Genomic DNA, 12,383 nt, shown 5'->3' on the forward strand with positions numbered 1-12,383 from the left:
GCCCCGACGGGGCGAGGGGCGGGGCCCTCAGCCCTTCGACATGCGCCGGCGTATGTCCTCCTGCACCTCGGGCGGAAGGTCCTCGAAGCGCTCGCCCTGGCGCGGCGCGGGCCAGCCGGGGATCTCGGTGCGGTGGGAGCCCTTCTCCCCGGACAGACGGCCCGGGGGCAGAGCGGTGTGCGGCACGGCCTCGGCGCCCGGGACCTGGGCCGCGATTAGCAGCGGGGTGAGAGCGCCGATGAATCGCTCCGCGGAGCCGGTGAGCGCGAACATCTCGATGGTCCCGCCGAGGGAGGAGACCAGGTCGTCCTCGACCAGGCGACCGTCCTGCAGACGACCGCTGCGGCGCGCCCGGAACGTGACTCCGAGGCGTGACAGGGGAGTGATCATCTCTCCGCTGGTGAACGCGCTCGTCCCGGAGGCGCGGAGATAGGCGCGCAGGTTGGACCAGGTGCGGATCGTCGAGGTGTCGATGTCGGCGTAGAACAGCACATCGGGCGCGACGCCCGGGACGAAGGGGCCCATGACGATCGCCCGGTCGGTGAGGATCATCCGGTGGCGGCGCAGGAACCAGGTCAGCGGGAGCGAGGCCAGGAGCCATACCAGCACCAGCCCTATGACCGCGGCGCCGGGGCTTCCGGTGGCCACGACGAGTGCGGCGAGCAGGAGCGGGACCAGCCACAGCGTGGCCCAGAGCAGGAGGGGGAAGTGCATCGCGAATCGTGCCCGGGGTGCGCCGACCAGGTGCTCGGCGCCGCCCAGCGAGGGGCTCATGTGTCCGTCTCCTCCAGCTCTGCGAGGGCTGGTGCGGCGTCGGACCGCAGCTGCTCGAGGTCCGCGCCGAAGTCCTTCATCCGGCAGCCGAGCCCGTTCGGCTTCACCACGATCCCCTCTTCCTTCCAGTGGGGCAGGGCGCGGGCGAGCAGCGGATGGTCGCCGGAGGCGTTCGTGACGCGCCACCACGGCGTCGACGAGCCCCAGGCGCCCATGATCCGTCCCACCAGACGCGGGCCGACGCCGACGATCGCGCCCACCTCCCCGTAGGCGGCGACGCGTCCCGGCGGGATCGCCTCGACCACGCGCAGCACCCGCTCGACCGTGAGGTCGTCCATGCGGGTGCGGGGCGTGCGCTCGGGCATGGCCGACAGTCTGGCACGCGGCTCCGGACGATCCGCCGCCCCGGGCCGAATGCGGGCCCGAACAGGGAGCGACCCCGGCGCCGAGGGGCGCCGGGGTCGCGTCCGCGGTCAGGAGGGGTCAGCGACGTGCGTCCCCGCCCTCGCCGCCGATGCCGTCTTCCGGGAGACGGTTCTGCACGGAGCCGTCCTCAGGGGCACCGAACTCCGGAGCCTTCGGCGGGAGATCGCCGTTCTGCTCCTGCAGCTGCTGCTCCTGGCGGAAGAAGGGATCGTCCTCGAACTCACCCTGTCGCGACTCCTGGGTCTGGAAGCCGTCCTGGCGACCGTCGCGGCTGTCCAGGGGGCGGAACTCGTCCTGGTGGCGAGCACCGTCCTGCGGAACCGCCGGATCTGCCCCGGCCGGACGGAACTCCGGACCGTCCTGGGGCTGCGAGGCCTGTCGATCGGCGCCGAGCCGGTCCTGATCGGCGCTGAGCCGGTCCTGCTCCGTGCCGCGCCGGTCCGCGGAGCCGCCGGACCAGTCCTGCGCGACGGGAGGCTCCATGCCCGAGCGGTCCTCGGCGCGCGCCGGCTGATCGCCCACGCGGTCGTCGCGGATGCCGCGCTCGTCGCGCTCCGTCCCGGCCCGGCCGAGGTCGCCGGTCTCGCCCGTGGAGCGGACCGGGTCGTGGCGGTCCGCCTGGGACCGGGCCGCGTCGCCGCGATCGACGGCGGACCGGTCGACGTCGCTGCGGTCCACCGCCGACTGATCGATGCGCTGCGGGTCGGCCTGCTGCCGACCCGCGGAGTGATCGTTCAGGTCATTCCGGCGGTCCGCATCGTGCCGGGCCACGTCCTGCTGATCGATGTCGTGACGGTCGATCGACTCGTCGCGAGCCGGGCGCTGCTCGGCCCGGTGGGCCTCGCCCTCATAGCCGGTCCCGACAGGATGGTCGGTCGCGCGGGCCTCGCCGGCCCCGACGGGACGGTCGGCCTCACGGACCCCGGCGGCCCCGCCGTCGCGAACGGCACCGTCCCGATCCAGGCCCTCGTGGGCGCGGTCATCGCGGGCCGGGTCGACAGGGGCGCGATCCTCAGGAGTCCGGTCCTCTCGGGCACCTCCCTCGCGGACGTCGCCCTCGGGGTTCCGGTCGTCGCGCGGCTCCTGCTCGGTGCGAGCGGCGCGACGGCCGTGAGGACGCTCGTGCGACGACGCGTCGTCGGCCACTGCGGAGCGATCCTTTGAAGCGCGATCCTCCGGCGAGCCGCCATGCGCGGCGGCCGCCCCGGCGGCGACGCCGGCCGTGCCTGCGACACCGGCCGCGGCTGCGGTCCCGGCCCCGCTGCGGGGCTCGTCCTCGCGCTGCACGGGACGCTCATCGCCCCGAACGGTGCGCTGGTCGTCGCGAGCGGCGCGATCGTCGGCGGCGCGGTCATCGACGCGTCGGCCGTCGGCCGCACGGTCGTCGGACATGCGCTCGTCAGCCGTGCGGTCGTGGCCGGCAGCGCCTGCGGCCGGCGCGGTGCGGTCCCCGTCGCGGGGCGTGGGGGAATCGGGGTCCAGGCGGTCCGCCTCGGCGCGCTGCTCCTCGAGGGCGCTGCGCTCCTGGTCGACCTCCTGGCGCTGCCTCTCGGCCTCGCTCCGTCGACGCTCGGCGGCGAGCTGCTCCTGCTCGGCCGCGTTCGCCTTCCGCTCGGCCTCGAGACGGGCCTTGTCGGCCTCGATCTCGGACTCGCGGGCCTTCAGATCGCGCTCCTGGACGGCCTGCTCCTTCTGAGCGGCCTGATCGCGGATCTCCGCGGCGCGGCGTCGATCCTCCTCCTGCTGTCGCTGCTTGCGACGCTTCGAGGCGTTCGCGCCCACGACGATCAGGACGATGACGACGATCAGGACCAGCAGGATGATCCCGACGATCACGGGGGTGGACAGGTCGGTCATGGTCGGCTCCTCACCGCTCGACTGCTCCACCGCCAGGCGGCGGAGCGCGCCCCGGACGGGGGTCCCGGCACAGGGCGATGCCCCGATTCCACCAGACCGAGACGGATCCGGAGGGATTTTCGACCAGCCGATCGGGGCGGCGCGTCGTGCCGAGCCGCCATCGGGCACGCCGCGAGCGGCGCGGGGGAGCGGCCGTCGGTCCGTGCTGGTGACCGTCGGTGCGGCTCAGCGCCGGGGCTCGCCCGCCGCCTCCCGGGCGCTCTCCCAGCTCTGCGCCGGAGCGAGCTCCTCCTCGGCGGTCCGAGCCGCGGAGCGCTCGCTCAGCAGCGGGCGCGAGGCGCGGCGCCCGTGGCGCTCCCGCCAGGGCCGGGGGTCCTCGTCGACGGGATTCTCGAGGTCGGGGGCCTCGTCGGCGGCTACTGCGTCAGCCGGCTCCGTGTCGATCGACTCGGCGTCGGCTTGATGCTCAGGAGGGTCGGCCGGATCCTCGGGGCGTCGGCCGGCTCCGCAGCCTCGGCGGCCGGCGCGCTGCTCTGACGCTCGGTCTCCTCTCCCTCCTGCTCCGGCTCGGTGCCCGCCGGGGCTGCGGTGCCCCGTCGTCCGCGCACCCCGAGGACGACGAGCACGACGAGCACCAGCAGGACGAGCACCAGGATCGTCAGGACGGCGGGCACGGGCAGATCGGACATGACGGCTCCTCGTGGTCGTCGACGGGCACCGGACGGCGGCTCTGGTCCGGGCCTGACCTGATTCCATCAGAAGAATGTCCGTTTTGGGTGGATTTCTCATCAGGTGGTCAGGGCGAGGCCGTCGGGGCGAGATCCCCTCCCGGCGGGCGGTGCGCCGGTAGGCTGTCTGGCCGTGACCAGTCCTGCGCACCGCACCGCCCCCGACGACTCCGCGCCGACCGAGGAGGCGAGCCCCTCCGTGCCCGGCGGCGCGCTCGTGGACGACTCGCGCCGCGTGCTCGTGCACCTGCTGCAGGGTCCCTTCCTCGATGGGCGCCGCGACGGCGGCCGCTACGCGCAGCTGCTGCGGGATCGGGTCGCGATCGAGGCCCGGCTCGCCGACCTCTTCCTCGAGCTGATCGTCGACGACGACGCGCAGGTCGCCTTCGTGCGCCAGAGCGAGGACGACCCCGACGCCCCGAAGCTCCTGCGTCGTCTGACCGGCATGAACCGGCTCGACTCCGTGCTCCTGCTCGTGCTGCGCCAGATGCTGCTCACCCAGTCCTCCCGCGGCCAGCGCACCGTCGTCTCCGAGGCGGAGATCCAGCAGGCGCTGGCCGCCTATCGCCGCACCACCTCCACCGACGAGGCCGGCTTCGCCAAGGAGGTCCGCGCCTCGATCGCGAAGGTCCAGCGCGCCGGACTGCTGGACGAGCAGGGCGACGACTACGAGGTCTCCCCGGTGCTGCGGCTGATGATCGGTCCCGATACGGCGCGCGAGTTCATCTCCCTGTACCGGCAGGCCGGGGTCGACGGGCTCGAGGACCCTCGAGACGCCGAGGATCCGGAGGGCGCGGGCGGCGAGGGCGAGGTGGCGTCGACCGACTGATGAACGGCGTGATCTGAGCTGATCCACGGCGTGATCTGAGACGCATTCCCGTCGGAGTGCGGGGCTGTGACCGGCACGCTTGTCCGGAAGGTCCGTGCGGGAAGCCGCGACGACCCTCCCAGCAATTGAGTGACGCGAGAGTTGCGTAATAAGGTCAGGCTCACCTCACCCCTGGACCGGGGGTGCCGAGAGAAGGATCGCCCCATGTCGAGCTCGTTCACGCGCCGCTCCGTCGTGCTCACCGCCCTCGCCCTGCCCGCGCTCGCCGCCTGCAGCGGCGGCGCCGATGTCGCCGGCTCCGGCGCCTCCGACGCGGGCGGCAGCTCCGGCGCCGCGGCCGACGCCTTCCCGGCCACCGTCGAGCACCTCTACGGCACCACCGAGATGGCCGCGGAGCCCACCCGCATCGCGACCGTCTCCTGGGTCAACGCCGACACCGTCCTCGCGCTGGACATCGTCCCCGTCGGCCTGCCGCTGGTCGAGTGGGGCGGCAACGACAACCAGTCCACCGACTGGATCGACGCGAAGCTCGAGGAGCTCGGCGCCTCCTGGGGCAGCGAGAACGCCCCGACCACCTACTCCGAGGCCGACGGCGTCAACACCGACGAGATCGCCGCACTGACCCCGGACCTCATCATCGCCGCCTACTCCGGCCTCACCGAGGAGGAGTACACGACCCTCTCCAAGATCGCGCCCACCATCGGCCCGCTCGCCGCGAACTACACCGCCTCCTGGGAGGAGGTGCTGACCGCCGTCGGCACCGCCACCGGCCGCAGCGACGCCGCGACCGCACTCGCCGAGCAGCTCACCGCCGACCTCGCCGCCGTCGGCGAGGAGAACCCGGCCGTGGCCGAGTCGACCTTCATCGCCGCGAGCCTGTCCACCACGGACCACACCATCTCGATCTACTCCGGCGACGACACCCGCCCGCGCTTCTTCACCGCGCTCGGCATGACCCAGGCCGAGGTCGTCACCGAGAACACCGCCGACGAGAACACCTTCTACTTCGACTGGTCCGCCGAGCGCGGCGACGAGCTCGTCTCCGACGTGCTCTACACCTGGGCCGCCGCCGGCGACACCGTCGAGACCTTCCAGGACGATCCGCTGTTCGCGCAGATCCCCGCGGTCGCCAGCGGCGCCCTCGTCCTCACCCCCGACGACCACCAGACCCTCTCGATCTCCGCGGCGAGCGTGCTGAGCCTGCCCTGGGCGCTCGAGAACGTGGTCCCCTCCGTGATCGAGGCCGCGCAGACGGCCCAGGCCTGAACGGTGCCCGCCCGGCCCACCCTGCTCGCGACCGCCGGGGCCCTCGTGGCCCTGGCGGTCGCGTGCGTGCTCTCCCTCCTGGTGGGCGCCCGCACCGTCCCCCTCGACGCGGCCTGGCAGGCCGCGCTCGCCTTCGACCCGGGCAGCGCCGACCACGTGGTCCTCGCCAGCCGTCTGCAGCGCACCCTCGCCGGGCTCGCCGTCGGCGTGTCCCTGGCGCTCGCCGGCGCGGGGCTGCAGGGCATGACCCGCAACCCGCTGGCCGATCCCGGGATCCTCGGACTGAACTCCGGCGCGGCCGCGGCCGTGGCCACCGGCGTCTACCTCTTCTCCTTCTCGAGCGTCACCCAGTTCATGGCGGCGGGATTCGTGGGCGCGGCCCTCGCCGCCGTGCTCGTCTACGCCCTGGCCGCCGCGAGCCGCACCGGCGCCACCCCGATCACCCTCGCGATCGCCGGCGCCGCCGTCACCGCGGGGCTCGGCTCCCTCGTCCACGCCCTGGTGATCCTCGACCAGGGGGCGCTGGACCGGATGCGGCTGTGGCAGGTGGGCACCCTCGGCGCCCGCGATCTCGGGGACCTCGCGGCCGTCGCGCCCGCCCTCCTGACCGGGGCCCTGATCGTGCTCGGCGCGGCCCGGTCCCTGAACGCCCTCGCCCTCGGCGACGACGCCGCCGCCGGGCTCGGCGTCCACGTGGGCCGCACCCGGGTCGTGCTCGGAGTCGGCATCGTGCTGCTGGTGGGGGCGGCGGTCTCCCTCGCCGGACCGGTCGGCTTCCTCGGCCTCGTGGTCCCGCACGCGGTGCGCCTGCTGGTCGGCTCGGACCACCGCCGCCTGCTGCCGCTCTCGCTGCTGCTCGGCCCCGTGGTGCTGCTGCTGGCCGATGTGGTCGGCCGCGTCATCGCCCCGCCCGCCGAGGTGCAGGTCGGCGTGATGACCGCGCTGCTGGGCGTGCCCGTCTTCCTCGTGCTGATCCGGACCCGGAAGCGGGTGGCCCTGTGACCGCGCGCCGCCTCCTCCTCCCGCTGCTGCTGGTCCTGGCCGTGGCGGGCCTCCTCACCGCCCGGGTGCTGCTGGGCACCCCCTTCGTCTACGCCGACCTCGCCGCGCGGGCCGTGCTCGGCGAGCAGATCCCCGGCGTCTCCTTCATCGTGATGGACGACCGCCTGCCCGCCGCGGTCGTCGGCGCGCTCGCCGGGGCGGCGCTGGGCCTGTCCGGCACCGTCTTCCAGACCCTGCTGCGCAACCCCCTGGCCAGCCCCGACGTGATCGGCGTGACTCTCGGCTCCTCCGCCGCTGCGGTGCTGGCGATGGCCGTGCTGGACGCACAGGGCCTGGCCCTGTTCTGGTGGACGCTGCTGGGCGGCCTCGGCACCGCGCTGCTGGTGCTGTGGGTGGCGCGGGCGCACCGCCCCGGAGGTCCGGGGGCCGGCGGCGCCGGCGCGGTCGACGACCGCTTCGTGCTGGTGGGCCTCGGGGTCGCCGCCGGCTTCACCGCGCTGATCCAGTACCTGCTCAGCCGGATGGAGTCCCAGCAGGCGGGCGATGCGATGCACTGGCTGGTCGGCTCCGTCGCCGGCTCCACCTGGCCGCGCGCCGCCGTGCTCGCCGCCTCGCTGGTGGTGCTCGTGCCGCTGCTCGCCGCGCTGGTGGGCCGGCTGCGGATCCTGCAGCTGGGGGACGAGACCGCCACCAGCCTCGGCCTGCCCGTGCCCGCCACCCGCATCGCGCTGGTGATCGTGGGGGTGCTGCTGAGCTCCTTCACCGTCGCGGTCGCCGGACCGCTCGCCTTCGTCGCCTTCCTCGCGGGACCCCTCGCACGGATGATCGCGGGCCGGCCCAGCTTCCTGCTCGCGGCGCTGCTCGGCGCCGTGCTCGTGCTCGCGGCCGACGTCGCGGGCCAGAACCTCTTCGGCCGGCACGAGATGCCGGCCGGCGTCATCACCGGAGCGCTCGGGGCGCCGTTCCTGCTGTGGATGCTCGTGCGCTCGAAGACCTCCGGAAGTGGAAGGTGATCCCGTGGCCCAGCTGACCGCCCGGAAACTGCAGCTCGCCTACGAGCGACGCGTCGTCGTCGAGGACCTCGACCTGACCCTCCCCGAGGGGAAGGTGACGATGATCGTCGGCGCGAACGGCTCGGGGAAGTCGACCCTGCTGCGGGGCCTGTCGCGCCTGCTGCCGCCCCGTCAGGGGTCGGTGCTGCTGGACGGCGCCGACATCCACTCCCTGCGCGGCAAGGAGCTCGCCCGCCGGCTCGGCCTGCTGCCGCAGTCCCCACTCGCGCCCGACGGCGTGACCGTGCGCGAGCTGGTCACCCGCGGCCGCTACCCGCACCAGGGCCTGTTCCCGCAGTGGAGCGACGAGGACGAGCAGGCGGTCGCCGAGGCGCTGGCCCTCACCCGCACCGACGAGCTCGCGGACCGTCTGCTCGACGAGCTCTCCGGAGGGCAGCGCCAGCGGGTGTGGATCGCCATGGCCCTCGCCCAGCGCACCGAGGTGCTGCTGCTGGACGAGCCGACCACCTATCTCGACGTCACCCACCAGCTCGAGGTGCTCGACGTGGTCAGCGAGCTGAACCGCACCCGCGGCACCACCGTCGCGATCGTGCTGCACGACCTCCAGCTCGCCGCCCGCTACGCCGACCATCTCGTCGCCGTGCACCGCGGCGCCGTCCACTGCCAAGGCGCCCCGTCCGAGGTGATCACCTCGGCCATGGTCAAGGAGGTCTTCGCCCTCAACGCCCTGATCGCCCCCGACCCGGTCACCGGCACCCCGATGGTGCTGCCGCTCGGCCGGGAGGCCGCCCCCGAGATCGCCCCCGACGCCGTCGCCTCCCGGGGCGCCGACGGCACCGACCCCGAATCCGCACGCCAGGCCGACGCCGGAACCGCCCCCGGCACGGCCGACGAGTCCGAGGAGGACCCCATGCCCGTCGCCACCGACCAGCACCGCACCGCCGCCCGCGCCTCGGAGGAGCCCGTGCTGGTCCCCGCGCTCGAGGGGAGCCCGCAGCTCGCCTTCACCCTCACCGTCGGCGCCCGCACCATGGTGGGCGAGAACCTCGTGCGCCTGACCCTGACCAGCCCCGAACTGCGCCATCTCGGCGTGGGCGGGCCGCTGCTGGACGTGCGCATCAAGCTGATCATCCCGGGCCCCGAGGCGAGCGTGGACCACTTCGCCGCGCTGCGCCCCGACGCCGTCTCCGATCCCGATGCCTTCGCGGGCTGGTACCGCGACTGGCTGCAGGTCGACACCGCCGAGCGCGGCTGGATGCGCACCTACTCGATCCGCGAGATGCGCGGCGCGGGCCATCCCGGGAACCTGGGGGAGGACCCCGAGCTGGACATCGACATGGTCCTGCACCTCGAGGAGCCCGTCGTCCCCGGCTCCGGGGTCGCGGCGCGCTGGGCGGCCGCCGCCGAGGTCGGCGACACGATCACGATGCTCGGCCCGAACCGCCGCCTCGTCGGCCCCGACTACGGCGGGATCGAGTTCCGTCCCGGCACCGCCCGGCGCCTGCTGCTGGCCGGGGACGAGACGGCCCTACCCGCGATCTGCGCGATCCTCGAGACGCTGCCGGCCGGCTTCACCGGCCACGCCTTCATCGAGGTGCCCGACGCCCGGGACGAACAGCGCGTCCTCTCCCGCTCCGACGTGGAGCTGACCTGGCTCGCCCGCGGCGACGCCCCGCACGGCACGCTGCTGGACCCCGCGGTGCGGCGCCTCCTGGACGAGCGTCCGGAGCTGTGCCAGGACTGCTCCGTCGGCGTGCCCGCCGAGCCGGGCGAGTTCGAGGAGGTCGACATCGACTCCTCGATCCTCTGGGAGACCACCGAGGGGCACGGACCCTTCTACGCCTGGCTCGCCGGGGAGGCCGGGGTGATCACCACCCTGCGCCGCCACCTGGTCAAGGAGCTCGGCGTGGACCGCAAGCAGGTGAGCTTCATGGGCTACTGGCGCAAGGGGCGTGCCGAAGGATGAGCACGAAGGCGACCCACCCGCGGGGCTGACAGACTTCTCCCATGCGCGCCGTCGTCATCGAGAAGTTCGGTCTCCGTCCGGAGGTCCGCGACCTCCCCGCCCCGTCGGCCCCGCCCGGCGGCGTGGTGCTGGACGTGGAGGCGACGGGCCTGTGCCGCTCGGACCATCACGCCTTCGCCGGTCATGACGACTCGGTGACGCTCCCGCGCGTGCCCGGGCACGAGATGGTCGGCCGCGTCGCGGCGCTCGGGGAGGGCGTCACGTCGGTGCGGGTCGGGGACCGGGTGACCACCCCCTTCGTCGAGGGCTGCGGGCGCTGCCGCTGGTGCCGGGAGGGCGCCGCCCAGATCTGCCCGGACCAGACCCAGCCCGGCTTCACCCACGACGGCTCCTGGGCTGAGCAGGTCGTGATCCGCGCCGCCGACCACAACCTCGTCCCCGTCGGTGAGGAGCTGCCCGCCGAGGCCGTCGTGACCCTCGGCTGCCGCTTCGCGACCGCCTACCGGGCGCTGACCGCCCGGGCCGGGCTCCGCGCCGGGGAGACCGTCGCCGTGATCGGCTGCGGCGGGGTGGGTCTCTCGGCGATCATGATCGCCGTCTCGCTCGGCGCCCGGCCGATCGCCGTCGACATCGATCCCGGCGCCCTCGCGCTCGCCCGCGAGCACGGCGCCGCCGTGACCGTGGACTCGCGCGGCCTGGACCCGGCGGCGACGGCCGCGGCGATCGTCGACGCGGCGGGGGAGCGGCCGACGGCGAGCGTCGAGGCGCTGGGCCGGGAGGCGACGACGGACGCGGCGCTGCTCGCCCTCGCCCCGCTCGGACGTCACGTGCAGATCGGGCTGTACGCGGAACCGCCGCGACTCGCGATCCCTCGCGTGATCTCCCAGGAGCTCGCCGTGCTGGGCAGCCACGGCATGGCCGCCGCCGACTACCCAGGGCTGCTCGCCCTGGTGCGCGAGGGCTCGCTGCGCCCGCAGGACCTCGTCACCCGCACCCTCGACCTCGAGCAGGCCTGCGAGGCGCTCGTCGAGCTCGGGGAGCGCACCCTCGCCGGGGTGGGGATCATCCGGCCGTGAGCGGGGCGACCTCGGTCAGCCGCGCACCACGATGTTCTCGGAGTCGATGAAGCGGCCGACGGGGGAGGCGAGGGCCGCGACGACCTCCGCCACGTCCTCGGGCTGCATGATCGTGGTGGGGTCCTCCCCGGGCGCGAGCACCCGGCGCAGCGCGGTCGCGGTGCGGCCGGGGGACACGCACGCCACCCGGGTGCCGTAGATCGCGAGCTCCTCCCGCATCACCTCGCTCATCGAGATCAGCGCCGCCTTCGAGGCCGAGTAGGTCAGCCAGCCGGAGCGGCCGCGGATCCCGGCGGTCGAGGCGATGTTCACGATCAGCTCGAAGACGTTCCCGGCGTTCAGCAGGGACTGCACGAGGGTGAAGGGGGCGTAGAGGTTCACGTCCATGGTCCGCTCGAAGTCGGCCTGGCGGATCTGCTGCAGCGGCACCGGGTTCGTGTACCCGGCGTTGTTCACCAGCAGGTCGATCCGCCCCACCTCCTCCTTCAGCTCCCGCGCGGTGCGGGCGAGCACGTCGAGGTCCCCGACGTCGAGGACCCGGGGCAGCAGCCGGGTCCCGGTGGGGGCGGCGGGCTCGAGCGCGGCGATCGCCTCCTGGAGATCCTCGGCGGAGCGGGAGACCAGCACCACCGTGCCCACGCCCGTGTCCTCGCGCAGCAGGCGCCGCGCCGTCTCCAGCCCGATGCCGCGGGAGGCGCCGGTGATCAGGGCGGTGCGGGACCGACGGCCGACGGTCGGGGCCTGGTCCTGGTGCTCAGACATCGCGCTCCTCCTCCCGCAGCAGGAACTCCGCCAGGCGCACGTCGGTGGGGGTGGTGACCTTGAGGTTCCGATCGGTGCCGGGCAGGACGTGCACCGGATGGCCGGCGTGGGCGACGAGGGTCGCGTCCTCCGTCCACTCCTCGCCGCGCGCGAGCGCCCCGGCGTGGGCGTCGGCGAGGTCCGCGCGCGCGAACTTCTGCGGCAGCTGCACATTGCGCAGCCGGTCCCGCTCCAGCGAGCCGGTGACCAGGCCCGCGACGGGATCGACCGGGGCGACGGTGAAGGGGATCGGCGACATCAGCGCCGCATTGCGCTCGGTCGCGTCGATCAGCCGTCGGAAGTCGGCGTCGTCCGCGAGCGGCCGCGCGGTCTCGTGGAGGATCACGTCCTCGTAGCGGCACAGCGGCAGCATCTCGCGCACCGAGGCGTGACGGGTCGGCGCCCCCTCGACCAGCTCGATCTCGGTGCCGAAGGCATAGGCCTCCAGCACCTGCTCGACCTCCGTCCGCCACTGCGGCGGATGGTTCAGCACGATCTGGCGGATCTCGGGGATGCGGTCGGCGACCACCAGCGAGTACACGAGGATCGGGATGCCGCGCAGCTTGAGCAGCTGCTTGGGGCGACGGCCCCCGACCCTCACCCCCATCCCGCCGTTCAGCAGCACCAGCGAGTACGACGTCATGG

Annotated in this window: 12 protein-coding genes; 6 read left to right on the plus strand and 6 right to left on the minus strand. The window is 74.1% G+C overall.

Annotated elements, in window-relative coordinates; translation table 11 throughout:
* Positions 1-27: 27 nt before the first annotated feature.
* From A4A78_RS05665 to A4A78_RS05680, 4 genes are all read right to left on the minus strand, one after another.
* Positions 28-774 carry a hypothetical protein gene (locus tag A4A78_RS05665; protein ID WP_062947377.1) on the minus strand — a complete coding sequence of 249 codons (747 nt, stop codon included), beginning with the start codon at positions 772-774 and terminating at the stop codon, positions 28-30.
* Entirely contained in the window at positions 771-1,139 is a 369-nt protein-coding gene (locus A4A78_RS05670; protein ID WP_082835197.1) for an MGMT family protein, read from the minus strand. The genes A4A78_RS05665 and A4A78_RS05670 overlap by 4 nt, the downstream gene beginning before the upstream one ends.
* Positions 1,140-1,257: 118 nt before the next feature.
* Positions 1,258-3,057: a hypothetical protein gene (locus tag A4A78_RS05675; RefSeq protein ID WP_062947378.1), complete on the minus strand. Its 1,800-nt coding sequence runs from the start codon at positions 3,055-3,057 to the stop codon at positions 1,258-1,260.
* Between the two features lie 416 nt (positions 3,058-3,473).
* Positions 3,474-3,746, minus strand: coding sequence for a hypothetical protein (locus A4A78_RS05680; RefSeq protein ID WP_062947379.1), 273 nt, complete (start codon positions 3,744-3,746; stop codon positions 3,474-3,476).
* A gap of 172 nt (positions 3,747-3,918) precedes the next feature.
* Here A4A78_RS05680 and A4A78_RS05685 point away from each other — a divergent pair, with 172 nt between their 5' ends.
* The 6 genes from A4A78_RS05685 (at position 3,919) to A4A78_RS05710 (ending at position 10,937) form a co-directional block, all read left to right on the plus strand.
* Positions 3,919-4,614 carry a DUF4194 domain-containing protein gene (locus A4A78_RS05685; RefSeq protein ID WP_062947380.1) on the plus strand — a complete coding sequence of 232 codons (696 nt, stop codon included), beginning with the start codon at positions 3,919-3,921 and terminating at the stop codon, positions 4,612-4,614.
* A gap of 204 nt (positions 4,615-4,818) precedes the next feature.
* Complete coding sequence (locus A4A78_RS05690) at positions 4,819-5,880, plus strand: ABC transporter substrate-binding protein (RefSeq protein WP_062947381.1); 1,062 nt, start codon at positions 4,819-4,821, stop codon at positions 5,878-5,880.
* Between the two features lie 3 nt (positions 5,881-5,883).
* Complete coding sequence (locus A4A78_RS05695; RefSeq protein ID WP_062947382.1) at positions 5,884-6,882, plus strand: iron ABC transporter permease; 999 nt, start codon at positions 5,884-5,886, stop codon at positions 6,880-6,882.
* Entirely contained in the window at positions 6,879-7,895 is a 1,017-nt protein-coding gene (locus tag A4A78_RS05700) for an iron chelate uptake ABC transporter family permease subunit (RefSeq protein WP_062947383.1), read from the plus strand. The genes A4A78_RS05695 and A4A78_RS05700 overlap by 4 nt, the downstream gene beginning before the upstream one ends.
* Before the next feature lie 4 nt (positions 7,896-7,899).
* Positions 7,900-9,861, plus strand: coding sequence for an SIP domain-containing protein (locus A4A78_RS05705; RefSeq protein WP_062947384.1), 1,962 nt, complete (start codon positions 7,900-7,902; stop codon positions 9,859-9,861).
* Between the two features lie 41 nt (positions 9,862-9,902).
* The gene (locus A4A78_RS05710; protein WP_062947385.1) at positions 9,903-10,937 is read left to right on the plus strand and encodes an alcohol dehydrogenase catalytic domain-containing protein; all 1,035 of its coding nucleotides are present in this window, start codon (positions 9,903-9,905) and stop codon (positions 10,935-10,937) included.
* 15 nt (positions 10,938-10,952) lie between these two features.
* Here A4A78_RS05710 and A4A78_RS17445 read toward each other — a convergent pair whose 3' ends face one another.
* Both A4A78_RS17445 and A4A78_RS05720 read right to left on the minus strand, forming a co-directional pair.
* A complete protein-coding gene (locus tag A4A78_RS17445; protein ID WP_082835198.1) occupies positions 10,953-11,699 on the minus strand; it encodes an SDR family NAD(P)-dependent oxidoreductase in 747 nt (248 codons plus the stop codon).
* Positions 11,692-12,381, minus strand: coding sequence for a 2-C-methyl-D-erythritol 4-phosphate cytidylyltransferase (locus A4A78_RS05720; protein WP_062947386.1), 690 nt, complete (start codon positions 12,379-12,381; stop codon positions 11,692-11,694). The genes A4A78_RS17445 and A4A78_RS05720 overlap by 8 nt, the downstream gene beginning before the upstream one ends.
* Positions 12,382-12,383: the final 2 nt, after the last annotated feature.

Origin of the sequence: Brachybacterium sp. sponge (assembly GCF_001613775.1) — a bacterium.
GTDB classification, from domain to species: Bacteria; Actinomycetota; Actinomycetes; order Actinomycetales; family Dermabacteraceae; genus Brachybacterium; species Brachybacterium conglomeratum.

Excerpts from the sequence above, each read along its gene's own strand:
- A4A78_RS05665 (WP_062947377.1), bottom strand. The coding sequence starts at position 774 with ATGAGCCCCTCGCTGGGCGGCGCCGAGCACCTGGTCGGCGCACCCCGG.
- A4A78_RS05670 (WP_082835197.1), bottom strand. The coding sequence starts at position 1,139 with ATGCCCGAGCGCACGCCCCGCACCCGCATGGACGACCTCACGGTCGAG.
- A4A78_RS05675 (WP_062947378.1), bottom strand. The coding sequence starts at position 3,057 with ATGACCGACCTGTCCACCCCCGTGATCGTCGGGATCATCCTGCTGGTC.
- A4A78_RS05680 (WP_062947379.1), bottom strand. The coding sequence starts at position 3,746 with ATGTCCGATCTGCCCGTGCCCGCCGTCCTGACGATCCTGGTGCTCGTC.
- A4A78_RS05690 (WP_062947381.1), top strand. The coding sequence starts at position 4,819 with ATGTCGAGCTCGTTCACGCGCCGCTCCGTCGTGCTCACCGCCCTCGCC.
- A4A78_RS05710 (WP_062947385.1), top strand. The coding sequence starts at position 9,903 with ATGCGCGCCGTCGTCATCGAGAAGTTCGGTCTCCGTCCGGAGGTCCGC.
- A4A78_RS17445 (WP_082835198.1), bottom strand. The coding sequence starts at position 11,699 with ATGTCTGAGCACCAGGACCAGGCCCCGACCGTCGGCCGTCGGTCCCGC.
- A4A78_RS05720 (WP_062947386.1), bottom strand. The coding sequence starts at position 12,381 with ATGACGTCGTACTCGCTGGTGCTGCTGAACGGCGGGATGGGGGTGAGG.